Below are 25009 nucleotides of genomic sequence, written 5' to 3'. Positions count from 1 at the left end.
GTAACGCTAACCAATCAACAACGTATAAACGATACCCGGTCCGTGTACGCCGATCGTCAAGTCATTTTCAATATCGGACGAGCGGCTCGGTCCAGTAATAAAATGAATGCCTGCGGGCAATTGCTCGCGCCCTGCTTCGTCAAAGCGGCTTAAAATCTCGCCCAGTCGTGTTCGCAGACGCTCCACGGGCAGGAGAATGATCAGCACGGTCGGCAGCAGACTGACCGAGCGCCCCTTCTCCGGCGAGGATAGCACTGCTACCGAGCCGGTATAGGCGGCGGCCTCATCGGCTATGACAATGCCGATATCGGCCTCCGCGGCGCGTACCTTCCAGTCTTCCGCTGGATCGGTGTTCCACACCGACAGTCGGACTTCCGGCAGCGCTGCTTCCAACTGGAGCGCCTCCAGGTCCGGCTCATTCTGCCGGACGATATAGGCCGCTCCCAGCTCTCGCGCTTTGTTCGCGATCCAGTCTGCCGTCTCCTTCAGATCCGGCAGACGCACGACATGTCCGCCAACACTTGTAAAGTTGGCGGTGAACTCCTCGATGCGCTGCTCCGCACTCCATTCGAATTCGTGCCAAAACGCTGGTGCGCCGCGAAACGGCTGCATCGGTGGCTCCGTCTGCCGCGGACGCTTGAGCCGCGCCGCAATGCCCTCCATAAAGCGTGCCTGCTTGACACGGGATTCTGATTGTATTTGATGAAGCCACGCCTCATGCTCCGCTTTTGCATGCGCAGAAGGATTACGCTGTTCATTCATGCTGCATCCCTCCTTTTCTTCTATCCGCCAAGATCGTCTCCATTCGGCTGAGAATGTCCGGATGCATGACCTTGCGTTCCTGCTCCAGCTCACGCGCCAGTGTGTTCCAGTGCTGACGGAAGGATTTTTTTGCCAGACTAGGGGCCACACGGTACGTATTCCAGCCTTTTAAGGGGCCAAGCTTAAGAGTAATTTCTCCCTTACGAACGACCGCTTTCTGTGCGATCTGTCCGAGTCGGATCGCCGCAGCGAATCGCTTTGAGCTGGAAACTACTGACGCAAAACCTTTCATCGCTGCCGTCTCTAGATTATCCCCTTTTCCCGCCTCCACCTTGCGTCTACGCAAATAAACCAGCATATCATGCAGTGGTATTTTGACCGGACAGGCTTCATAACACGCCCCACACAAGCTGGACGCACTCGCTATATCGTTCCACTCTTCGATGTTGCCGTGAAGGGCAGGCGTAAGCACTGCACCAATAGGACCACTGTATGTCCCGCCATACGCGTGTCCCCCAATGTGTCGGTACACCGGACAAGCGTTCAGACAAGCACCGCAGCGAATACAATTTAACAGCTCCTGAAATTCGGGATTGCCTAGCTGAAGCGAACGCCCGTTATCTACGATGATAATGTGCATTTCCTCCGGTCCATCGGCATCCTGGCTGCGCCGGGGTCCTGAAATCCCCGACATATACATAGTCAGCTTTTGTCCGGTAGCGGAGCGTGGCAGCAATGTAGCCATCACCTCCAAATCTGTCCAGGATGGAATAATTCGCTCCATACCCATCAGTGTGATTTGCGTTTTGGGCAGAGTGGAAACCATACGAGCGTTGCCTTCATTTTCGAACAGGACCATGGAACCCGTCTCAGCAATGGCAAAATTGCAGCCTGTCATGCCAATATCCGCATCTAGAAACTTTTCACGCAGCTTTTTGCGGACAAAGCCCGCCAAAATCGTCGTATCTGCGGACAACTCCTCCCCCGCTTCTTTGGACAGCAGCTCGGCAATCTGATAACGGTTTTTGTGAATCGCAGGGATTACGATATGAGATGGCGCCTCTCCTGCCAGTTGAATAATGTACTCACCGAGATCACTTTCAATCGTCTCGATATCCGCACCTTCCAGCGCCTGATTCAAATGCAGCTCCTCCGACACCATCGACTTGGATTTGACGACAGAACGTGCTTGATTATGCGCAGCAATGTCCAGTGTAATGCGTACAGCATCCACAGCTGTGTCGGCAAAATGGATATGCACCCCGTTGGCACGGGCATTTTCTACAAATAGATTTAAGTAATAGTCCAGATGGGCAATGGTATGAAGCCGAATTTGGCGCCCCCGCTCACGCCATTCCTCCCAATTTCCATGCTGCTCAGAAGCTACCCGTTTACCGTTGCGCAGTCGCTCGGTAGTGAAACGAACTGCATTCCGTAGAAAATCGTCATTTAGAGCCAGCTCTGCACGTTCTTTGACCTTTTGCTTCATAGAATGGGTATGTACAGCGGTCATGCGTGCTTCACCCCTTCATACAGCAGCTCTGCCAGATGCATTACCCGAACTGGCTCTTCCCGATATCTGAGATTTCCGGCGATGTTCATCAAACAGGCCATGTCCAGTCCGACCAGCACCTCAGCTTCCGTCTCCCTGATATGGTCCACTTTTTCAGTCACCATCGCTCCCGAAATATCGGGCATTTTTACCGCAAAAGTACCACCAAACCCACAGCAGTCCTCAGCAAAAGGAAGCGGCACTAATTGCAAACCCTTTACACTGCCAAGCAGCTTCATCGGTTCCTCTTTTACGCCGAGCAAACGTGTTCCATGACAAGACGGATGGTAGGTTACCGTATGAGGAAAAGACGCGCCGACATCGGTCACGCCAAGCACCTGTACCATAAATTGTGTAAACTCATACGTCTTTTGCTCCAGTCTCCGTGCCGAATCCAGCCACTCAGGCTCATCCTTAAACAACTCCGGGTAATGATGAATCATATATGTGCAGGAACCGGAAGGAGCTACAACAAAATCACTGTCATTAAACGCTTTCAAAATCGTTTTTGCAGCAGCCCTTGTTTCATCCCAATAGCCGCTGTTATAGGACGGCTGCCCGCAGCATGTCTGCACCTTGGGAAATTCTAGCTCGACACCATATCTGGCAAGCAAGCGGGCCATCGCCTCCCCTACCTTGGGATAAATCGCATCACTCAGGCAGGTAATAAATAAAGATACCTTCATACGATACACCCCTTCCGTCCATTTTCCAAAAGAAAACTTTCATCATAAGCATAGCTTGCAGCGGGATTCTTACCTATATAGGTCATACTCACCAGAGAATCCCGCTGCAACAGCGATGGTAAGATCAAATGAACCGCAGAGCGGCCTTCCCCCGGAAATTGCACTCTTTACACAATCGTAACCGGGATGGACAGCTCTGCGAGCTGACTGCGAATCGGGTCCGACAACCGCGAATCTGTGATAATTTCGGACACTTGCGACAAGTTCACCACATGTGTAAACGCCTGCTGCCCGAATTTGCTCGCATCTGCCAGTAAAATCACGCGATCTGCAATGCTGACCATTTTCTGCTTCAAACGAGCTTGCAGCTCATTCGATTCACTAATGCCACGATCCAGATGAACTCCCTGACTGGAAAAAAACAGTTTATCTACATAATAAGTTTCTAATGAACGCTCTGCGAGCGGGCCTACGAACGATAGTGAACGTTGAAGCAGCTGACCTCCCGTCGAAATAACCTCGATTTTTTCCTTACCTGCCAGCTCTGTAGCTACCCGAATCGAATTCGTCAGTATCGTTAAAGGAATATCGGGCAGACTAGACGCCATATACCAGGCAGTCGTACTGGCATCCAGCAAAATGCGATCATGCGGCTGAATCTGCTTGACCGCTTCCTCAGCAATCCGACGCTTTTCCTCTGCGTTCATAATTTCCCGTACCGCATAGGGCGTTTCAGGCTGCTCGTTTTTGACACTAACCGCTCCCCCATGTGAACGGCGCAGTCGTCCCGCCTGCTCCAGACGATCCAGATCGCGGCGAATCGTTTCTTCCGTTACTTTACACAGCTCACTCAATTCGGACACCCGTATGCTTCCTCTTTCATTCACGAGCTGCACAATCATCTCATATCTTTCTGCGACCAGCATGGCAATCTCACTCCACATCTTTAATGTACAAAAAGTCCTGTCACCCGCCGGAACTGCCCGTAGGCATCCTCCCACGCTTCTGACTCGGCAGGTTCATATTCCTCTACGGTAATCGAATCCGCAATCACCCGGCGTGCTTCCCATATATCGGCGAACTTTCCCTGTGCCATCCATTGTACCGCAAGATTGCCGATTGCGCTCGCTTCTGCGGGGCCCGCCCATACGGGTTTTTGTATCGAATTGGCCGTCCATTGGCACAGCAAGCGATTTTGAATCCCGCCGCCGACCATATGCAAGCCATTAAAACGCTGTCCTGACACTCGTTCTGTAAGCTCCAAAATGTAACGATACTTTAACGCCAGACTTTCCAGAATACAGCGTGTAATTTCGCCCGGCGTTTCCGGCAATGGCTGCCCGGTATTGCGGCAGTATTGGCGTATGCGTGTTTTCATATCTCCGGCATGCAAAAACAGTTCATCATCCGGGTCAATCAAACAAGTGAACGCTGGAGCCTGTTCTGCCATATGAACCAATTCAGGAAAGGAATAAGAGTTTCCCTGCCGCTCCCACTCTCTGCACGCCTCCTGTAGTATCCACAGCCCCATGATATTTTTTAGCAACCTGTAGGTTCGGTCCACGCCGCCTTCATTTGTAAAATTAAATCGAAGCGTATCATCATTGATTATTGGCTGTGCGGTTTCCGTTCCCATCAGGGACCATGTTCCGCAGCTCAAATAAGCAAAGGATCGCTCCAGCGCAGGCACGGCCGCCACTGCTGATCCTGTGTCATGCTCTGCTACTGCAATCACAGGAATCGTTCCAATGCCCAGATCCGTCATGACCGATGAACGGATTGTACCTGCAACACTTCCCGGCTCCAGTACCTCTCCAAACCAAGAGCGGGGAATGTTGATTCCGGACAAAAGCTCATCATCCCATTTTTGCTGTAACGGATGATATAATTGCGTGCTGGTTGCATTCGAAAACTCATGATACATTTCACCTGTCAGAAAATACCGCAGCAAATCAGGGATCATCAGAAAATGTTCCGCCTGCTCTAGCAAGGGTGATCTTGCATTTCGCATAGCAGCCAGCTGATAAATCGTATTAAACGTCAAAAACTGAATACCTGTACGCTGGAAAATAAACTCTTTTCCCAGTTGTTCCTGTACTTCTTCCATTACTCCATGGGTGTGCCAATCCCGATAATGATAAGGGTTGCCTAGCAATTCTCCGGTTTCTCCAATCAGTCCAAAATCGACCGCCCAGGAGTCAATCGCCAGGCTGGATGGATTCATTCCCATATGCTTGGCTTTGAGCAATCCTTGCTGAACCTCGTGATAGAGACGCAATATATCCCAGTGCAGACGCTCCCCAACCTTGACCGGATCATTGGAAAAGCGGTGGATTTCTTCCACCACGATACGTGAATCTGTCAATTTTCCGAGTAGAACTCTGCCGCTGCTTGCTCCCAAATCATAAGCGAGGATGCTCACCAGCTCGCACCACCCTTGCCTCTTTGCAAAATCTGCGTACCATACTCAGACGCCAAGTAGGCTTTCATTGGATCTGCAGGTAATCCTTGCTCTTCACGGATCGCTTTAAGCAACGGGGCCACATCAAACTCAAATGCTTGGCGTACCGCATCCTCCGCACCCAGCACATCCTGACGGCTCGACGCTTCCTCCACCTCTGCATGATTAATCAAGAGTGCCTTCGCATATTGAGTCTGCACATTCAGTACCGAGCGAATCATGGCCGGAATTTTGGGTTCGATATTGTGCGACTGGTCGATCAAATAAGCAATTTTATCAACGGTATGGCGGATATCTGCATCAACATCCTGAGCTGCGTTCAAAATTTGGTAAAAGATTAAAAACAGCTCATACGGATTGGCAGAACCCACGATCAAATCATCATCCGCATATTTATAACTGTTAAAATGAAAGCCGCCCAGTCGTTTCTCATCCATTAAAAACGCAACAATATGCTCCACGTTGGCCCCCGGCAGATGATGCCCTGTATCCACCAGCACCTGTGCCTGCGGCCCTAACTTGGTCGCATAATGGTACGCCATGCCCCAATCGGCAATATCCGTATGGTAAAAGGCCGGCTCAAACGCCTTGTATTCAATCAGCATACGCATGTCTGGCGTGAGCGCCTTATACATTTCGCTGAGTGCCTCCAACATCCAATTTTTGCGTTTGCGAATGTCCCCCTGACCGGGATAATTCGTTCCGTCTGCGAACCATAAGCTAAAATCGTTGGAGCCCGTTTCCTTTGCAATATCCACGCATTCCAGTAAATGGTTGATAGCCTTGCGGCGGATTGCCGGGTCTACATTCGTAACACTACCGAGCATGTAGTCCTCGTCTTGAAACAGATTGGGATTTACGGCCCCAATCTGCAGGCCAAGACTTTCGGCATGACTGCGAAGCTTACCGTAATTGTCTACTTTATCCCACGGGATGTGAATGGCAACGGACGGACACAAGCCTGTCAAGGCATGAACCTGTGCGGCATCCTCCAGCTTTTCGAACGGATCACGCGGCACGCCCGTTTTCTGAAAGACTTTAAAACGTGTACCTGAGTCGCCATATCCCCAGGACGGTGTTTCTATGCTTAGCGCTTTCAGCTTGGTCTTTACTTGCTCCAGGTCAATACCCCGTTGTTGTTGCTGCTCCTCAAATAAGGCGTACGCTTTGTCACTCATCGTGGTTCCTCCTTGAAAAGTAAGTGAGTTATGGGGGGGAGGCCGCTTCGCTGCTGACCACCCATAAAGTCACTTTTATTTTAAAGTGTTAGCGTGTATATAAAGGCATTCGCGCGCAAATAAGTTAACACAACTTATTTACGTGTTTGAAACTAATTAAAAACCTCTTCGTACTATGGGCTTGTGGCCTGGATTATTGCAGTAAATTAGTACATTAAATTAGTTCGCTATGATCCTAAGTGTTCTATTAACTGCCTCTTCTTCCTAGCGTGTAAAGGCTGCTGGGACGCCGCCGTCGATAGTCAGCATACATCCTGTCGTTTTTTCCGCCTTGGATGAGGCGAAAAAGGCTATGCCCTCCGCGATATCCTGCGGGTAGATGTTGACCAGCAGCGTCGTTCGCTTGCGGTAATGCTCCTCCAGTTGGTCTGGATCAATACCATAGGCGGCGGCGCGCTCATTGCGCCAGCTGGAGTTCCAGATCGCCGAGCCTTGCAAAATTGCATCTGGCAAAATGGTGTTTACGCGGATACCGTATTCCCCACCTTCTGCGGCAATACAACGGGCCAGATGCGCCTCCAGCGCCTTGACCGAGCTGTAGGCCGTTACATTTTTGCCTGCATAGACTGAGTTTTTGGAACCAACGAACACCATACTACCGCCAAGTGTCTGTTCCTTCATCAGCTTGAATGCTTCACGTGCGACCAGAAAATAGCCTGTTCCCAGCACGTTCACGTTTAAATTCCATTCCTTTAATGACGTTTCATCGAACGGACTGGATGTAGCAAGACCTGCATTGTTTACGATAATATCTACACCGCCGTAGGTTAGCGCCGTTTCGGCATAGGCAGCCTGGATCTGTTCCTCCTGCGTCACATCCATTTTTACGGCGATGGCACGGTTTTCACCGTAACTGCTGTTTATGTCTGCGGCTACCTTTTGTGCACCTTCCAGATTGAGATCTGCCAATACGACATGCGCACCTTCATCTACCAAACGCCATGCGGTTGCACTGCCGATTCCGCCTGCACCTCCTGTAATGAACGCAATTTTGCGTGAAAATTCCGCTTCTGCTGGCGCCAGTGACAGCTTGTAAAGCTCCAGCGGCCAGTATTCCACGTTGTAAGATTCATTTTCACTGAGCGAAACAAACTCCCCTAATGCCGTTGCTCCTCGCATGACAGCAATAGCACGATGATATAAGGCACCGCTTACCTGTGCATTACTCCAGCTTTTGCCTGTGTTGATCATCCCTACACCCGGAATCAAGATTACACGCGGCGCTGCTTCAAATCTCACGTCTCCTTCATGTCGATTACGCTCGAAATAAGCTTGGTACTGCTCTTTATAGGCTGCTATACCCTCGGCAAGCTTAACTTTCAGCCCCTCAACATCCTCTATATCCGGTGTCCAATCTACATAGAGCGGTTTCATTTTGGTATGAACCAGATGATCCGGGCATGCTGCTCCAACCTGGGATAAAGCACTAGAATCCAGGCCGTTCACAAACTCCAACACATCCTCCGCGTCATCAAAGGTGAGGATCATCTTTTTCTCATCACTGACTGCACCCCGGACGGATGGCATGACCTGGGACACTATGCTGCGGCGCTCCTCTGAAGTAAGCGCTTTATATTTTGCGCCTCCAAACCCCTGCTTTTCCTCTTGGTGAGCTTTAATATAGCTTTCTGCTTCTTGGATGATTTCGATCGTTTTGGCATAAGCCGCTTCGGATGTGTCTCCCCACGTAACCAAGCCATGCTTTTCCATCAATACCAACTCAGCTTGTGGATGATCGAGTACCCCTTGGGCAATCATTGTCGACAGCTTAAAGCCGGGACGGATATAGGGTACCCATACAAAACGATCACCGAAAATTTCCTTAGCGATTTCCTTGCCGTTATGCGCACAGCATAAGCTGATAATCGCGTCCGGATGTGTATGATCGACATGCTTAAAAGGCAAAAAAGCATGCAATAGCGTCTCAATCGAGGCACGCGGATGCTTGGCATCAATCATACAATTCGCCAGATAAGCAACCATATCCTCGTCAGACATATCTTCCCGCTCAAACAGTGGACGAATATCCTCCATACGAAGCCCTGTGAAGTTATGCGCTTTCATTGTTGCAAGATCGGAACCGCTACCCTTAACGTACATCACTTCCACTTCACGCCCGCGGAAATCCTGTATCGTTGTTTTGGCCGAAGTATTGCCGCCTCCCCAGTTGCACACGCTCCTATCTGTGCCAATCAGGTTAGAACGGTATACGAGTTGTTCCAGCGTGCTTTTCTGCTCAGATGCTTGTGAAGAATTCCATAGACTTTGTACCATAGGAAAAAGACCTCCAAGTTCTGTTTTGGTTTTGAATTGTTTTATTAAGGTGGATATTTTTGTTTATGGAGACTATAACACTTTTGTTTTAATTTGAAAATACAAAATACAAAAATAATCAAAAATAAATTTTAATTTTATCCATATGTAACACGAATATATCGTCTAGCTTAAAATATAATAAGGCCGTGCCGGGGTCAGGTCATAAGAACCTTTTCCGGTACAGCCTTTTGACAGGTAAATCACTTTATTGCCAAGCATATTGCTGCAAATTTGATTACGCTCTATTGTAAAGGAAGGAAGATCAGAACATATCAAGTTGTTTTTTAACGACTGCTGGTACACCTGCAGCCATGGTAAATTCGGGTATATCCTCTTTAACAAAGGCCCCACCACCGATCATAGACCAGCAACCAATGTGACGTTTCTCCCGTACCGAGGCACCAATGCCGATATAGGCACCCTCATCTATGGTTACATTGCCTGCCAGATTCACACCCGGGGCTATGGTTACATAATCGCCAATAACCGCATCATGACTCACGTTAACACTCCGATTGATAATTACATGCTGTCCGATCTTAATATTGTCCGACAGGACAGCCCCTTCAAAGACCATGCTTCCTTCTCCAATGGTGTTTCTTCGAGACAAACGAATACGGGGATGTATTAGCGGAGCTGCGATACGAAATCCCGATTGAATTGTATTATTAACGAATCGCTTCTTTAATGCCGGGTCACCCACCCCCGCACATATCAGCTCCACCTCATATTTTAACGCTTCAATGTCATTCAACGTCCCCAGTACAGGAACGCCATTTACGATCTGCCCTTTCATCTCAGGTCGTTCGTCCAAAAAACCTGCCACTTGCACTCCTAGCTCTTCACATAACCAGTTGATTTCCCTTGCATGTCCGCCCGATCCCCAAATCACGATTTTCCTCATCCGGTTGTCTCTTTTCCCAGGCTTCCCAGAACATTCACAATTCTTCGAACAATAATCTCGTCCAGTTCCTCCCACAAGGGCAAGCTGACAATATGTTTGGCAATATGTTCGGTAACACGAAGAGTAGACCGCGTATAGCTTTGGAACTGCTTCTGCTGATGGCACGCCGGAGAAAAATAGGTTCTGGCTTCTATTGAATTAGAGGCTAATAACTTAACGACCTCTTGATTCGTGTGTGAATCCGGACTAAGGAGAGGGATAAATTGATGGACAACTGATCCTTGCGTTTTTTGTATAGACCATCCTCGTTCTAATAAGTCTGCTTGAAGCAGTTCTTGAAGATAATATTCGTAGATCGTCCTTCTGTTCTCCCGTACAGTCTTAAAATGATCGAGGGTGGCTAAAGCGATAGCAGCGGTATACTCGGATATCTTACTGTTAAGACCTTGGGTGACAGACTCCCTGCTGCTGGAGAAACCGAAATTCCCTGCCTGACGAATTCGCTTAATGAGATCTTGGTCCAGACTGTATACCAATCCACCCTCTCCGATACCAAAAGATTTGGTGGCATGAAAGCTGAATACTACGGCCCCTCCAAAACCTTTGCCAAAATGGGTGGCTTCCTCGGGCGTTATCGTTCCAAAGCTGGCAGCAGCATCAATGACTACCGGAATTCCCTGCTCCTGCAGCTTATTATATACGGATAAATCAATGGCTGTACCGAAAGTGGCATATGGAACGATTACCGCAATCTCATCTCCCAGCAGCTTGACTGTCTGCTCTAACTGCTCCCTATTCATTTGCCAATTCTCCGGTTCAATGTCAAGGAAGTAGGGTTCTAACCCACACCACTCAGCAGCAAGTGGGGTGGCCGCAAAAGTAAAACTTGGCATAACTGCATATTTGCCCTGTGGTCGCTTGCTTTGGGCGATCGCCAAAATCAAGCCAATAGTAGCGTTATGAACGGTCACAGCCGAACCGATTCCATCAAACATTTGCGCAATGACCCGCTCTTCAAACAGGTTATTTAAGGGACCATAATTGGAGTAAATCCGGGTCTCTTCTATTTTCTCAAAATTGGAAATAAATCGTTCCTTTTTTACTAAATTAGGTCGTAAAAAGGGAATATCGAACATGAGCCAGCCTCCTTCGCATATGGGATGAGCAAACTAGGATTCCAATGTTTTTAATATCATTTCAATTCGCTCGATATCTTCAACAAATTGTGGACGACCCCTTATACGTTCCTGATAAGCATGAAGTGCAGTTTTAAACAAATCGTCAGTATCAAGAAATCCATCATCTCTTGAGGCAATTATAATATCTAACCATTCCGTGAACGCATTTTGACCAAGCGTCTGATTATTTTGATTGGGATGTATTCGGAAATAGCTTAGTGCTTCAGGAATATAAACTGCTTTTCCTTTGGATAGTAAGTTCAACCAAGAAGCTAAATCATTAAGAAGAGAATACTGTTTTCCTTTATAAACCCCAAACCGTTCGATAAGATCTGCTTTTTTGAAAAATACTGTCGTAGGTTCACCAATCACATTTAAACAACGAGTTAATGCAACGTTTGCCAACATTCTTCCGTCCATGATCCTTGTTTCCTCGTACAGCCTTTCCGTTGCATAGAGCGGTGGGAGAATAGTCCCTGATTCATCCATGGTTTGCCGATACGAGGTAACCAGTGTGATGTTTTCGAAATTTTCAAAAAAATAGATCATCCTTGCTATTTTTTCTTTTTGAAACATGTCGTCATCCATCAAATAATTGATATATTCACCTGACGCTAAATCAAAACATTTATGCCAATTTCCGAGAAAAAGATTTTTATCATTTTTATAATATTTAATTTGGGGAAAAGAATCTAAATAAGAATCAAGCATTTCTTGTACTTCATTCGTTGTACTGTCATCACAGATAATGATTTCAATGTTCGGATAAGTTTGTTCCAATACACTGTCGATGGCGATTTTTAGTGTATGCGGCCGATTATATGCAGGTATAACTACACTTACTAATGGGCATTGCACGCTTACTCCACCTTTCCTTTATGCTTAGGTGTCTACGCCGGAGGTTTCAAACGATTTAATTTGCTATGTTCACATGGGCTGGCATTTTCCTCACATCCCCGAACACATACACATACATATATATTGCTGAGAAATAAAATGATGCCGGGAAAATGGATGTTTCAATAAAAACAATACTAACGTCTGAATCGGCACCTCCCTCTCGTTGGTGTTCGAAACTGGTAAAGGGGAATGATCATGTCATTGAATTTCACTCCGCTACTGACAGCTCATTTATTTGTATCGAAGAAGGTTTTAAAGGATCATGTAAAAGAATTGATAGATAGATTGGAAGAAAATCACATTACAATAAACTTGTATGAACCTGATCAACCACTTATAGACAATAGCCTCCAAAAGCCTCGGGTTTACGTCTCGCTCGGAGAAGAGTGGGGAGAATTTTCAGCACTAAAAGCGTTACCTGGTCACGAAAAAAAACGCTGGTTACACTTCCAATCACCAGACGAAATTCAACCTATGCATTTATTTTTCTGCTGGCTTAAGGCAACAGATCCTCTTCCGGAGAATAGAACGATTCCTCCAACACATTTCTCTTCAAACACACCTTTAATATCCGTGTTTACTGCCAGTTACAGATCAAAAGAAAAAATTCAACGACCTTATCAATCTTTATTAAAGCAGACCTACAAGAACTGGGAATGGGTAATCGTGGATGATTCTGGTGATGAAGATGAGACATACAAGGAGTATTTACTACCTTTAGAGGATCACCGTGTGCGAAGATACCGCCAGGATTCCCGCAATGGTTATATAGGGGCTATCAAAAGGTTTGCAGCAGGTCTATGTACAGGGGAAATTATAGTAGAAGTTGATCATGATGATGAGCTAACTCCTGACTGCCTAGAGAAAATCGTCAAAGCATTTCAACAAAATCCTGACTGTGGCTTTGTTTATGGGGATTGTGCTGAGGTGTATGCAGGGAGCAATCATGCGCATTGGTACGGCTGGGATTGTGGCTTTGGTTACAGTGTTCATTATCGAGTCTGGCTGCATGATATGAACAGATGGCAAAATGTACAAAAACATACGACCATTAATGGCAAAACCATTCGTCATCTGGTCGGTTTACCCAATCATCCACGTGCGTGGACGAGGGACTGTTATCATCTGATCGGAGGCCATCGCAATGAACTACTGGTAGCAGATGATTACGATATGCTGGTCCGGACGTTTCTTTGCACTAAATTTGTAAACATCCCCGATTTGATATATATCCAATATCGTAACGAACAAGGAAATAACACTACATTCCTCAGAAATAAGCAGATTCAGATTCTTGTAGGGGAACTATATAGATCTAATTTTCAAAGGATTCAAATGAGATTGAAAGAATTCGATTTACCACAGCTATTGCCTTATCGTCGTATATGGGAGACTTCTACAGATGATCCTGCCCGGAAATCTGCTCACGTTATTCAAGAAGATACCTCAAGATTCTCGATATTGTTCCCTATCCCCCATTCCTGCCCTGAAATAGAGCATACGCAATTAAATAAGACACTCCAAAAGGGCATTGAAAACAACTTTAGGGAGATCGAAATTGTGGTTGTAGGTCGAATTCCATCAGAAATCGAAACCTATGCCTCCAAAGCTCCCAGGGGAGCCATACGATGGTGGCCTATGGAGCCAAATGATTCATTAGAAACTTGTATTCAATATGCAAAATTTGTTGCGTCCTGTAAAGAGAAAGTGGTTGTGTTGCCCTAAATTACAACAATGCTGAATAGAATATTGGCCAACAATTATTTTCCAATGCCTTTGTCGAAGTCTCTTGGAATTATTTCCATGGAGCTTCGACAAAGGTTTTTTTTACAGCAGAACTGCAAAATATTAACTTAAAACAAAAAAAGGACCCAAAAGTTATAAATAACTTTTGAGTCCTCTAAATATACCCTGACCTTAAGCTGGTCCTTGCTCACCTTGAGGTCCCTGAGGGCCTTGGTCACCTTGCGGTCCTTGAACACCCTGAGGGCCTTGGTCGCCTTGCGGTCCTTGAACTCCTTGAGGGCCTTGGTCGCCTTGGACGCCTTGAACTCCCTGAGGGCCTTGGTCTCCTTGGACGCCTTGAACTCCCTGAGGGCCTTGGTCTCCTTGGACGCCTTGAACTCCTTGAGGACCTTGGTCGCCTTGGACGCCTTGAACCCCTTGAGGGCCTTGGTCTCCTTGAGGGCCTTGAGCACCTAGAGGGCCTTCAGCACCTTGTGGACCTAGAGGGCCTTGAGCACCTAGAGGGCCTTGAACACCTTGTGGACCTAGAGGGCCTTGAGCACCTTGGACGCCCTGAACTCCCTGAGGTCCTTGGTCGCCTTGGGCTCCTTGAACTCCTTGAGGTCCTTGATCGCCTTGGACTCCCTGAGGTCCTTGGTCGCCTTGGACACCTTGAACGCCTTGAGGTCCTTGGTCACCTTGGACGCCTTGAACTCCCTGAGGGCCTTGGTCGCCTTGGGCTCCTTGAGGTCCTTGATCGCCTTGGACTCCCTGAGGTCCTTGGTCACCTTGGACACCTTGAACGCCTTGAGGTCCTTGGTCGCCTTGGGCTCCTTGAGGTCCTTGATCGCCTTGGACTCCCTGAGGTCCTTGGTCACCTTGGACACCTTGAACGCCTTGAGGTCCTTGGTCGCCTTGGGCTCCCTGAACACCCTGAGGTCCTTGGTCGCCTTGGACGCCCTGAACTCCCTGAGGTCCTTGGTCGCCTTGGGCTCCTTGAACTCCCTGAGGTCCTTGGTCACCTTGGGCTCCTTGAACGCCTTGAGGTCCTTGGTCACCTTGGGCTCCCTGAACTCCCTGAGGTCCTTGATCGCCTTGGGCACCTTGAACGCCTTGAGGTCCTTGGTCGCCTTGGACGCCCTGAACACCCTGAGGTCCTTGATCGCCTTGGGCACCTTGAACGCCTTGAGGGCCTTGGTCGCCTTGGACGCCCTGAACTCCCTGAGGTCCTTGGTCGCCTTGGGCTCCTTGAACGCCTTGAGGTCCTTGGTCGCCTTGGACACCTTGAACGCCTTGAGGGCCTTGGTCGCCTTGGACGCCTTGAACTCCCTGAGGTCCTTGGTCACCTTGGGCTCCTTGAACGCCTTGAGGTCCTTGGTCACCTTGGGCTCCTTGGTCGCCTTGAACGCCTTGAACTCCCTGAGGTCCTTGGTCACCTTGGACACCTTGAACGCCTTGAACGCCTTGAACTCCCTGAGGTCCTTGGTCACCTTGGACACCTTGAACGCCTTGAGGTCCTTGGTCGCCTTGGGCTCCCTGAACACCCTGAGGTCCTTGGTCGCCTTGGGCTCCTTGAACTCCCTGAGGTCCTTGGTCGCCTTGGGCTCCTTGAACTCCCTGAGGTCCTTGGTCGCCTTGGACGCCTTGAACTCCCTGAGGTCCTTGGTCGCCTTGGACGCCTTGAACTCCCTGAGGTCCTTGGTCGCCTTGGACTCCCTGAGGTCCTTGGTCACCTTGAACGCCCTGAGGTCCTTGGTCGCCTTGAACGCCTTGAACACCCTGAGGTCCTTGGTCGCCTTGGACTCCCTGAGGTCCTTGGTCGCCTTGGACGCCTTGAGGTCCTTGATCGCCTTGGGCTCCCTGAGGTCCTTGGTCGCCTTGGGCTCCTTGAACACCCTGAGGTCCTTGGTCGCCTTGGGCTCCCTGAGGTCCTTGAGGTCCTTGGTCGCCTTGGACACCTTGAACGCCTTGAGGTCCTTGGTCGCCTTGGACGCCTTGAACTCCCTGAGGTCCTTGGTCACCTTGGGCTCCTTGAACGCCTTGAGGTCCTTGGTCGCCTTGAACGCCTTGAACACCCTGAGGTCCTTGGTCACCTTGAACGCCTTGAACACCCTGAGGTCCTTGGTCGCCTTGAACGCCTTGAACACCCTGAGGTCCTTGGTCGCCTTGAACGCCTTGAACACCCTGAGGTCCTTGGTCGCCTTGGGCTCCCTGAACTCCCTGAGGTCCTTGGTCGCCTTGGACTCCCTGAACTCCCTGAGGTCCTTGGTCGCCTTGGACTCCCTGAGGTCCTTGGTCGCCTTGGGCTCCTTGAACTCCCTGAGGTCCTTGGTCGCCTTGAACGCCTTGAGGTCCTTGGTCACCTTGGACGCCTTGAGGTCCTTGAACGCCTTGGACTCCCTGAGGTCCTTGGTCACCTTGAACGCCTTGAACACCCTGAGGTCCTTGGTCACCTTGGGCTCCTTGAACGCCTTGAGGTCCTTGATCGCCTTGGGCTCCCTGAGGTCCTTGGTCACCTTGAACGCCTTGAACACCCTGAGGTCCTTGGTCGCCTTGGGCTCCTTGAACGCCTTGAGGTCCTTGATCGCCTTGGGCTCCTTGAACACCCTGAGGTCCTTGGGCTCCTTGAACGCCTTGAACACCCTGAGGTCCTTGGTCGCCTTGAACGCCTTGAACACCCTGAGGTCCTTGGGCTCCTTGAACGCCTTGAACACCCTGAGGTCCTTGGTCGCCTTGGGCTCCCTGAACTCCCTGAGGTCCTTGGTCGCCTTGGACTCCCTGAGGTCCTTGGTCGCCTTGGACGCCTTGAGGTCCTTGATCGCCTTGGGCTCCTTGAACACCCTGAGGTCCTTGGTCGCCTTGGGCTCCTTGAACGCCTTGAGGTCCTTGGTCACCTTGAACGCCTTGAACACCCTGAGGTCCTTGGTCGCCTTGAACGCCTTGAACACCCTGAGGTCCTTGGTCGCCTTGAACGCCTTGAACACCTTGAGGTCCTTGAGCACCCTGAGGCCCTTGAACACCTTGAGGTCCTTGGACACCTTGGACGCCTTGAACACCTTGAGGTCCTTGAGCACCCTGAGGCCCTTGAACACCTTGAGGTCCTTGAACACCCTGAGGTCCTTGGACGCCTTGATCGGTTCCTAAAAGTTCATCAGATACTAACCGATGCGCAGGTACTAATTGCCCCAATGCATCTTTACCCCAAACAGAAATTTGAGTTTCATCCTCTGCTGGCCCGCTTGTGGTAAACACGAATTCAAATGCGTCGAAACCTGCAAAGAAATTCCTAGTTAAAACCACATTGGGCCCCACTGCCACTAGTTGTTGTACATATAATGTTCTGCTACCGTTTAAAATAAAACCCTCAATTAAAACAGTAGAAGAATTTACAGAATCTCGGTTATCTATTTTTACAGTGACCAGTTGGGTGGGTCTGACTCCTAGAACAGGATCGTTTGCAATGGGTCCAGTTGATAATACTGCCATTTAGGTACTCCCTCCTCTCTAGTAAAAAGCAAATTATTTTTGTGAACAACGATCTTTCTCAAGACCCTGTTCCCTCTATTTTATGTCTCAACCATTTGCTGCGATTGTGGTTCTATCTCTATACATATGTTGAGTTTTAAGATCCTAGTTGCTCATCCGCAACAATACGCTGAACATCAATGATTGTACCGCTCGCGTTTTTTCCCCAAACTGAAATATCAGTACTTTCTTCTGCTAAACCGCTTGTGGTAAAAACGAATTCATATGCGTCGAAGTTCGCTAGATAATTTCTCGTAACAACTGCATTGGGGGCTAAAGCTATTTGTTCTAGTACATACAATGTTCGTAAACCATTTAAAATGTAGCCCTGAATTAAAATAGTTGAAGAATTGACCAAATCACGGTTAATTATTTTAACGGTAACCTGCTGAATAGGCCTGATCCCACTAACAGGACTATTCTCAATAGGTCCAGTTGATAATACAGCCATTAAGTTCATCTCTCCTTTTCTATTTATTAACTACAAATCCATATTATATAAAAATACTATATATATTGAACTAAAAAATATATTTAGGCCTTTATCTACTATATTTTTAAAAGTTCAATCTATATAGAACAGAATAGGGATTAATGTAGCTCCATGTATCATATTAATAACTTGTTACATATGATTGTTTGTTTACCTATTAAAATTAAAATAGATATTTACTTATTCAAGCCGTTTTTAATTCTGGGGACATTAAAAGGCAGTGACCGAGCATTAAGCAAGCTGATTCACCAATTTCTTTTCCAACCATAAAAAAGGATAAAGGCGCCCTGAGAAAAAAGTGCCTTTATCCTTGTAGATCAATTTCAAATAAACTATACTCTCTTGCAAGCACGTTTACACAGAAACAGTGAAGGTTATAATAGTTATTTACAAATGTCACTTGCGACAACAGCTCATGCTACAACACTCTTACAGATCTATTTTTTAAATCCTTAAATTGTTCCATTTTTTGTTTTTCATCCCACAAATAGTGAAATCCCCATCGATTAGTGGTATCCCCTTCCCGCAGCCCTTGTTTCAAGGCTGAGAAACGTGAATTCAGATAGTCAAATCCCAAGTATTTATAATGTAACAATAGTACTTCATTATTAGATGGCTTTATTACATTCCCAGCAGGTTCAGCAGTATGCCTACCAGGGCTAAAATTTATTTCTTGAATCGCACTTGGATTAAATATTTGAGGCTTATCGTACGTTTGACTTCTTACACCATTCCTTACCGTCTCATGTAATGGTTGATCGCTGCTAGGAAAAAAATCAGAAACCATTTCATAACCATTAGGGACAATCAATGTTATCCCTTTCGAAGTACATTCCTGCAAATATGTTCTAAGGTTAGGGTGATAAAAATGTTCATCTACGTCACAGATAATAATCCAGTCTGCCTTATTCCTACTTTCTTTCCAACATTGGTTGAATAGATCTTGTGCTGATCTCACGACCGAATTACCTTCGATCTCAAATCTATTCATATTTACTTTGGGATGTGCCTTTAACATGGATATAGAATTATCAGTCGAGTCATTATCGAAAATGTAATATTGGTCGGCTATATTATCATAGTGCTTAAAAAAAAACGGGAGCATCTTTTCTTCGTTCCAGCATAATGCGTATACATGTATGATCACGTATTCTTCCCCTCTCAAACTCATATCTTATGGATCGACTTGCTTGATAATATATGCAATTTATATTTGTGGGGTTCAAATCGTGGATGATGAGCTTTACTGCTTAGCAAAAGCCAACCCGGACCCCAAATTGGCTTTTTATAGTTATCCTAAGTTCATAGTTGGTCAAAGTGGATACCTCTTCAAAGGTACGGTAGACTTGTTCTTAATGCTAGTGCTATTGTTATATTATTCCAATCATATGAGGTGAGATGCACTATGTTCGAAAAAGATACGCATGAAATTCTGGCTTATTATGATAGCGGTGCAGAAATAGGCAGATTAGAGCGAGGCATCGGAAAAATAGAGCTGGAAAGATCAAAAGAAATCATTTCCCGTTATCTCAGCAAGTCCACTCATGTTATTTATGATATCGGCGGCGGTATAGGGGTCTACTCTTCGTGGCTGGCAGAACTGGGATATGAAGTTCATCTATTTGATCTTTCTTCGCAAGCCATTGAATTTGCTCGTCAGCAGCAACTGAATAAACCCATTATCAGCAAGCTGGAAACCGCAGATGCCAGAAATATTGATCGTAAAGATGAAAGCGCGGACATCGTGCTATTGATGGGACCTTTATATCATTTAACAGAACAGAAGGAACGATTAAAAGCCCTGCAAGAAGCAGCGCGTGTCTTAAAAAAGGGGGGAACGCTGATTACTTCGGCTATTTCCAGGTTTGGCTCGTTACTGTGGGGGCTATCGGTGTACGGCGAGTGCAATACCATTTTAGAGGAAGATGCATTCATGGATATGGTCAGACAGGAGTTAACAGATGGTCAGCATGTACGACCGGCGGCTTATCCCTCTTTTATCACACGCTCCTACTTTCATACACCGGATGCCTTGCGTGCAGACTGGCAGGTGGCTGGATTGCAGGAGCCTCGTGTTTTGGGTGTGGAAGGCCCCGTCTGGATTGCACCCGGATTTGAAGAAAAATGGGCGATTCCCTCCCATCGCAGACGTTTGCTGGATATAGCACAGCAGGTTGAAGAGCAGGAATCCGTGATCGGTATGAGCCCGCATATGCTTGCGGTAGGTACCAAGTCTTAAAGCTCATCAACTATAGGTTGATGGATTGTTGTACAACATAACAGTTGTCACGTTGCTTCTCAACCAAAAAGACGAGCCACATAGGCTCGCCTCTACATCATTCCAGATTACTGCTCCAAACTTTCCAATACGGTTTTAATTTCGCTGTTCAAACTAAGTGCATTATAAATCGCAGTCAAGGCTTCAGCACGTGACGCATGATACTTAGGTCCAAACTGACTCGTACTTATACCCGAAAGCACACCAGCTTGTGCTAATTGTTTAATCGTATCAGCCGCAAAAGAAGTGGACAGGTCGGTGAAGCTTTTTTCATTCGAGGTGTCCTTTTTCAATCGGTCTAAATCCAAGATCCGCGCCAAAATGGCAGCCATTTCTTGACGAACGATCGTTTGGTCTGGTCTAAATGTACCGTCCTCATAACCGTTTAATACTCCTGCTGTGGTCAGTTTTGTTATGGCATCCTGCGCCCAGTGATCCCCAATATCGTTCAAAACCACAGGCTGGTTTCCACCACTAATATCGAAGATTCTAGAGATGATAGCAGAAAACTCTGCACGGGTAATTTCACCATCAGGTCTGAAACTGCCATCCTTATATCCATTTACGATACCCAGCTTTGAAAACGTGTCGACCGTCTTTTCTGCCCAATGTCCTTGTAGGTCTGACGGTTTAACATTAGTAGAAGAATTTAAAGCAGATTCTGCTTTAGATTTTATATTCTGCAGTACTTTGTTGTCTGCAACCACTACGTTACTGTTGAATATGTCTTGCACAGGAACAGTTGGTTCAGTCACCAGTTCTTCAGGTACAGTTACTGGTTCTTTAGATACAGTTACCGATGAAGATGATACAGCTGATGTTGCCGTATTGCTGCTGGAATCATCGCTAGAATGGTCACTGTTTCGATGGCCAGACCCGCTACCGCTGGAACTACTGGAATCACTGCCAGCATTATTGGGTGCGGGAGCAGTAACAGCTGTTACGGTAATTGGAACGTTAAAGCTATATCCGCTGTATGTGGCGGAAATTACCGTGTTCCCTTCTGAAAGTGCTCTAATCTCTCCCTGATTAACCGTAGCGACATTCGTATTGCTGGAAGTCCAAGTTGCTTTTTCACTGACATCAATCTCTGACGAATCTGATTTTACAACGCTTGCTGTAGCCCGTTCTGTATCCCCTACTAGCATTTTTCTATTATTGATAGAAGCACGCAATTCTGTGTAATTGTCATCTGTTTGTACCGGATCTGGCATTGGCACTGGATCTGGTGTTGGCACCGGGTCTGGCGTTGGCACCGGATCTGGCGTTGGTACTGAGTTGATAGAGAATGAAGCGGTAGCTGTCGAGTTCTTCACATCTAATGCTCCGTTGGTTGTGCCGTTATCAATCACAGTATAATCAAAACTTGCCGGGCCCTGGTAGTCTAAATTCGGAGTGAATAACACAACCGATCCGTCTAGAACTACCGTCCCACCTTGCGCATTTTCTACCGATGCGATGCTAAGATGTTGTAAGCTCTCATTCACAGGGCCTGCCGTGTCGTTCGCTAAGAGTTCATCAACAGCGATAGATTGTGCTCCTGAATTTGCTGATAACGCTGGCAGTGTATCATTCACAGCTATCGGACTGTTGTTTACCTCACTTACAGTGATTCTGGCTTGGTTCGGCTCGCTGATCCCTGTTCCAGCCATATCTAGCGATGATTGTACGTCGAAACTGAAATGGTCACCTGATGGAGAGTTAGCATAAAGATTTGGCATAAATTTAAGCCCTGCTTCGCCATCCGCTACAGAAATGAATTGACCATCTCGGATTTCCATTACCCCATCGTTTTTATAGAGGGTTCCACCAATAATGTTTGAGATTCTAAAATACGACACGTCAGTTCCATCCACTTGATTACGAGTAAGGATCAGTCCGTCAAAGCTTTGCTTGTCTTCCTCTGTCAAAGCATCTGTCACATTAGGGACATCAGCGACAGAATTGACCGCAAAGAAGGCTTGCTTGACCACCGACTGCGGGACTGAGACGCCGTCCGATGTTCCATCATCGGTGACGGTAAAAGAGAAGCTAGCGGTTCCATTGAAATCCGGCTGAGGTGTAAAAATCACATTGGTTCCATCCAAACGTACAGCCCCTCCTGCAATGCTGCTGACTGAGGATATCGTTAGATGTTGACCATTCTCATTCGGACCAGCAGACGCATGCGCAAGCAGTTCTGCAAAAGGGATGGTCCGCTCTCCTGAGTCTTCTGAAATGGAGGATAGCGTTTGGTCTTGAGCTGTCGGAGCATCGTTTACTTCCGTAACATGAACAACAGCCCTAGTAGCATCGCTTAGTCCATCCCCCGTTGCACTCTGAGCCGCCTTTACATCGAACGAGAAGGTATCTCCCGCTGCATTGTTGGCGTTTGCCATAGGCACAAACCTCACGCCATCGCTGGCTTCTGCTGCCGTGATAAAAGTTCCATCAAAAATCTCCGTTACCCCATCACTATGATACAGCTTACCCCCGATAACGTTCGTAACTTGATAATGTGTCACTACCGTTGAATCTTGCGGGTTTGGTGTAATGGTTATATTGGATGTCGGGATATCTTCCTCAGTAGTTACAGCAGCTACCTCAGGCATTTTGGATACAGCGGGCAGGGCTGCTGTTTCCAATATCAACTGGGGAATATCTACGCCGTTGTCATCGGCTGAATATGTAATTTCCGAATAGTCTCCAGGGTTCCCTTCTTCATTGGCAAGCAATGCAAAGGAGACAATATCATCCGTCTGTTGTTGTACAAAATGGGTAACATCAAAATCAACCCAGCCTACTTGAAGGTCTGAGCCTGTTTTCGTATTCAAAGGCTGATCCGTCGGGTTCAGTGGAAAAGCTTCGTTGCTCCAAACATCGGCAGTCGATCCATACACGGTCAAAAAAGGATTCAAGTTATAGCTATAGCCGATGGAAGAGATATGAATTCGCAAGGTTGCCTTCGTTACAACCTTGTCTGTCAGCTCAGGCATGTTAAACTGAATCGCTGATCGGTAATATCCTAACGTTGTGTCCGAAGACCTGCCAACATAGTTTTCTGGAGCATCCATCCAAGTGTCAGACTTGCTCCATGTTCCGTCTTGGATTAATTCGGGTTGTGCGGTTGGTGCCGCACCAGCATCTGCCACCGAGATGGCCGATGAGAAGATTAGTGATACTGCTGTCAATGCATATGTGAATCGTTTAGTAGACTTGCAAAAATGCATACCTTTCCTCCTATTGAAATAAATCTATGATTGCTGCTTGGATTATACAATGTCGTCACTGAACAAATTCTGAACAATCTGCTCGCTGTTTGCTTCCTTATAAATAAAATTATGATCATGTGGCTGATGGATATTGATCCAAACCTTTTGAATTGCCTATACAATTCGGTCAAGTGTACATTCGGTATGAACATACCTCTCCCATACAGTTGAATGGCTTCCATGGATAGGCTATTGTAAGGATAGGATACTTTTCCCAGATAAAAGAACTTACAGGAGGTCGTTTTTCTTGATGATCCTTGAACTGGTGGCCTTTATTTCTACTGCTGTCTTGTCTACGTTTTTTTCCTTTCGATACCGCTTGTGGAGACGACTATAGTGAGAAGTGAACAAGAGATGCTGCATACCATTCTCCAATTTGCTCAAGAGGACGAACGGGTACGTGCTGTGATTATGAATGGTTCACGCGCCAATCCACATGCTCCACGAGATATTTTTCAGGATTATGACATCGTCTTTCTCGTATCTTCCATGGACAGCTTTATTCAGGAACGTGGCTGGATTCACCACTTTGGAGAATTGATCATTATGCAGACGCCCGATGAACATGCGGAGCCTACTGTGACGTCCCGTGATCACTTTGCTTTTCTTATGTTATTTACGGATGGCAATCGCATAGATCTTACCCTCTGCCCTGTGGCTAACATCGCCAATTGGCCCCGAGACAGCTTAAGTGTACTGCTCCTGGATAAAGACGGACTGGTGAAGCCTTTTCCACCGCCAAATCTTCAAGATTATAAGACAGTCCCTCCAACCGCCCAAACCTATGCAGATTCCTGCAATGAGTTCTGGTGGGTCAGTACTTATGTGGCTAAAGGACTATGGCGGCATGAGCTTCCCTATGCCAAATTCATGTTAGATCGACCTGTAAGAGATGCACTTCACTTGATGTTGGAATGGCATATGGGTATACAATCCGACTTCACGGCAGATCCAGGGAAGCAGGGAAAATACTTGGAGAAGCACCTTGAGCCTGATCATTGGACGGCCTACATCCAAACGTTTGCGGATGCAGACTATGAACATATGTGGCAGTCTCTTTTTATCATGGGTAATTTATTCAGAGAAGTTGCCCAGAAAGTGGCGAACCATTATGGTTATAAATACCCGATTCAGGACGATCAACGTGTTACTAACTATCTCCATCACGTAAACACCCTCCCTGCAGATGCAACGGACATCTATTAATGAAAAAAACCAGTCGGGCACTTGAGATGTGCTAGGCTGGTTTTTTTATACTCTAACGTTGTTTGCCCAAAATACCGTTTTGGATGGGCTGTCCCCTAATATTAGTTTTCGGTCAGAACCCGGTCGCCTCTGCTGGCAGGCTGAGAGATAACTAAAAATTCAACATCCTCATTCGTTTCATTAAACATTTGATGAGGCACCATAGGAGGAACCTCATACCCTTCCTGAGATCCTAATTGGACTCGTTCACCATCCACTTCAAGTACCGCTGCACCTGATAAAATAAAGAAAAATTGGCGCGCATGATGATGATAATGTCTGACTTCATGTGTATTTCCCGGCATGCGCTCATGAATAATGCTCAAATCATCATTTTTCACCAAGCGCCAACCATCACATTGATCTCCCCATATATAATGTTCAGCACTATGTTTACTTATTTTCAAAATAAACTCCCCCTTTGCAGTTACATTTTTATTGTAAATCTAGAACCACAAAGCAACAATCTTAATTATAAAAATGACAGAATCAATG

The 25009-nt window shown here is 47.0% G+C and carries 19 protein-coding genes; 3 read left to right on the top strand and 16 right to left on the bottom strand.

Features of this window, described 5'->3' with window-relative positions:
• Window positions 1-6: 6 nt before the first annotated feature.
• The 10 genes from EGM68_RS11480 to EGM68_RS11435 all read right to left on the bottom strand — a co-directional run bounded on the left by EGM68_RS11480 (window position 7) and on the right by EGM68_RS11435 (window position 11955).
• Window positions 7-762 (bottom strand): LutC/YkgG family protein, encoded by a 756-nt coding sequence (locus EGM68_RS11480; protein ID WP_129549197.1) that lies wholly within the window; start codon window positions 760-762, stop codon window positions 7-9.
• Window positions 755-2275, bottom strand: a complete 1521-nt coding sequence (locus tag EGM68_RS11475) for a LutB/LldF family L-lactate oxidation iron-sulfur protein (RefSeq protein ID WP_129549196.1) — start codon at window positions 2273-2275, stop codon at window positions 755-757. Before EGM68_RS11475 ends, EGM68_RS11480 begins: the two co-directional genes overlap by 8 nt.
• Complete coding sequence (locus EGM68_RS11470; protein WP_013370980.1) at window positions 2272-3000, bottom strand: (Fe-S)-binding protein; 729 nt, start codon at window positions 2998-3000, stop codon at window positions 2272-2274. The genes EGM68_RS11475 and EGM68_RS11470 overlap by 4 nt, the downstream gene beginning before the upstream one ends.
• 167 nt (window positions 3001-3167) lie before the next feature.
• Window positions 3168-3926: a DeoR/GlpR family DNA-binding transcription regulator gene (locus EGM68_RS11465; protein ID WP_013370978.1), complete on the bottom strand. Its 759-nt coding sequence runs from the start codon at window positions 3924-3926 to the stop codon at window positions 3168-3170.
• A gap of 20 nt (window positions 3927-3946) precedes the next feature.
• Complete coding sequence (gene rhaB / locus EGM68_RS11460) at window positions 3947-5422, bottom strand: rhamnulokinase (RefSeq protein ID WP_129549195.1); 1476 nt, start codon at window positions 5420-5422, stop codon at window positions 3947-3949.
• Window positions 5419-6639 carry an L-rhamnose isomerase gene (gene rhaI, locus EGM68_RS11455; protein ID WP_013370976.1) on the bottom strand — a complete coding sequence of 407 codons (1221 nt, stop codon included), beginning with the start codon at window positions 6637-6639 and terminating at the stop codon, window positions 5419-5421. Before rhaI ends, rhaB begins: the two co-directional genes overlap by 4 nt.
• Before the next feature lie 264 nt (window positions 6640-6903).
• Window positions 6904-8973, bottom strand: coding sequence for a bifunctional aldolase/short-chain dehydrogenase (locus EGM68_RS11450; protein WP_129549194.1), 2070 nt, complete (start codon window positions 8971-8973; stop codon window positions 6904-6906).
• Between the two features lie 304 nt (window positions 8974-9277).
• Window positions 9278-9919 carry an acetyltransferase gene (locus tag EGM68_RS11445; RefSeq protein ID WP_129549193.1) on the bottom strand — a complete coding sequence of 214 codons (642 nt, stop codon included), beginning with the start codon at window positions 9917-9919 and terminating at the stop codon, window positions 9278-9280.
• Complete coding sequence (locus EGM68_RS11440) at window positions 9916-11055, bottom strand: DegT/DnrJ/EryC1/StrS family aminotransferase (protein WP_013370972.1); 1140 nt, start codon at window positions 11053-11055, stop codon at window positions 9916-9918. The genes EGM68_RS11445 and EGM68_RS11440 overlap by 4 nt, the downstream gene beginning before the upstream one ends.
• Window positions 11056-11088: 33 nt before the next feature.
• Entirely contained in the window at window positions 11089-11955 is an 867-nt protein-coding gene (locus EGM68_RS11435; protein ID WP_129549192.1) for a glycosyltransferase family 2 protein, read from the bottom strand.
• A gap of 237 nt (window positions 11956-12192) precedes the next feature.
• On the opposite strand from EGM68_RS11435, the gene EGM68_RS11430 reads away from it, so the two are divergent.
• A complete protein-coding gene (locus tag EGM68_RS11430; RefSeq protein WP_129549191.1) occupies window positions 12193-13722 on the top strand; it encodes a glycosyltransferase in 1530 nt (509 codons plus the stop codon).
• A 128-nt stretch (window positions 13723-13850) separates the two neighbouring features.
• Here the strand turns inward: EGM68_RS11430 and EGM68_RS26055 are convergent, their stop codons facing one another.
• The 4 genes from EGM68_RS26055 to EGM68_RS11410 form a co-directional block, all read right to left on the bottom strand.
• Entirely contained in the window at window positions 13851-14195 is a 345-nt protein-coding gene (locus EGM68_RS26055) for a hypothetical protein (protein WP_240664154.1), read from the bottom strand.
• Between the two features lie 72 nt (window positions 14196-14267).
• Complete coding sequence (locus EGM68_RS11420) at window positions 14268-16832, bottom strand: hypothetical protein (protein WP_240664153.1); 2565 nt, start codon at window positions 16830-16832, stop codon at window positions 14268-14270.
• Window positions 16833-17344: 512 nt separating this feature from the next.
• Window positions 17345-17698, bottom strand: coding sequence for a hypothetical protein (locus EGM68_RS11415; RefSeq protein ID WP_025675342.1), 354 nt, complete (start codon window positions 17696-17698; stop codon window positions 17345-17347).
• Between the two features lie 460 nt (window positions 17699-18158).
• A complete protein-coding gene (locus tag EGM68_RS11410; RefSeq protein WP_090735206.1) occupies window positions 18159-18887 on the bottom strand; it encodes a glycosyltransferase family 2 protein in 729 nt (242 codons plus the stop codon).
• A gap of 258 nt (window positions 18888-19145) precedes the next feature.
• On the opposite strand from EGM68_RS11410, the gene EGM68_RS11405 reads away from it, so the two are divergent.
• Window positions 19146-19979, top strand: a complete 834-nt coding sequence (locus tag EGM68_RS11405; RefSeq protein ID WP_090735208.1) for a class I SAM-dependent methyltransferase — start codon at window positions 19146-19148, stop codon at window positions 19977-19979.
• A gap of 107 nt (window positions 19980-20086) precedes the next feature.
• Here the strand turns inward: EGM68_RS11405 and EGM68_RS11400 are convergent, their stop codons facing one another.
• The gene (locus EGM68_RS11400; RefSeq protein ID WP_129549190.1) at window positions 20087-23227 is read right to left on the bottom strand and encodes an S-layer homology domain-containing protein; all 3141 of its coding nucleotides are present in this window, start codon (window positions 23225-23227) and stop codon (window positions 20087-20089) included.
• Window positions 23228-23605: 378 nt separating this feature from the next.
• Between EGM68_RS11400 and EGM68_RS11395 the strand changes: the two genes are divergently transcribed.
• Window positions 23606-24475: an aminoglycoside 6-adenylyltransferase gene (locus EGM68_RS11395; RefSeq protein ID WP_058831532.1), complete on the top strand. Its 870-nt coding sequence runs from the start codon at window positions 23606-23608 to the stop codon at window positions 24473-24475.
• 101 nt (window positions 24476-24576) lie between these two features.
• Here the strand turns inward: EGM68_RS11395 and EGM68_RS11390 are convergent, their stop codons facing one another.
• Window positions 24577-24921 carry a cupin domain-containing protein gene (locus EGM68_RS11390; protein ID WP_129549189.1) on the bottom strand — a complete coding sequence of 115 codons (345 nt, stop codon included), beginning with the start codon at window positions 24919-24921 and terminating at the stop codon, window positions 24577-24579.
• Between the last annotated feature and the right edge of the window lie 88 nt (window positions 24922-25009).

It is taken from the genome of Paenibacillus sp. M-152, assembly GCF_003856555.1.
GTDB lineage: Bacteria > Bacillota > Bacilli > Paenibacillales > Paenibacillaceae > Paenibacillus > Paenibacillus polymyxa_C.
Note: the sequence above shows the minus strand (reverse complement) of the source record. Positions and strands in the feature narration are given on the sequence as shown.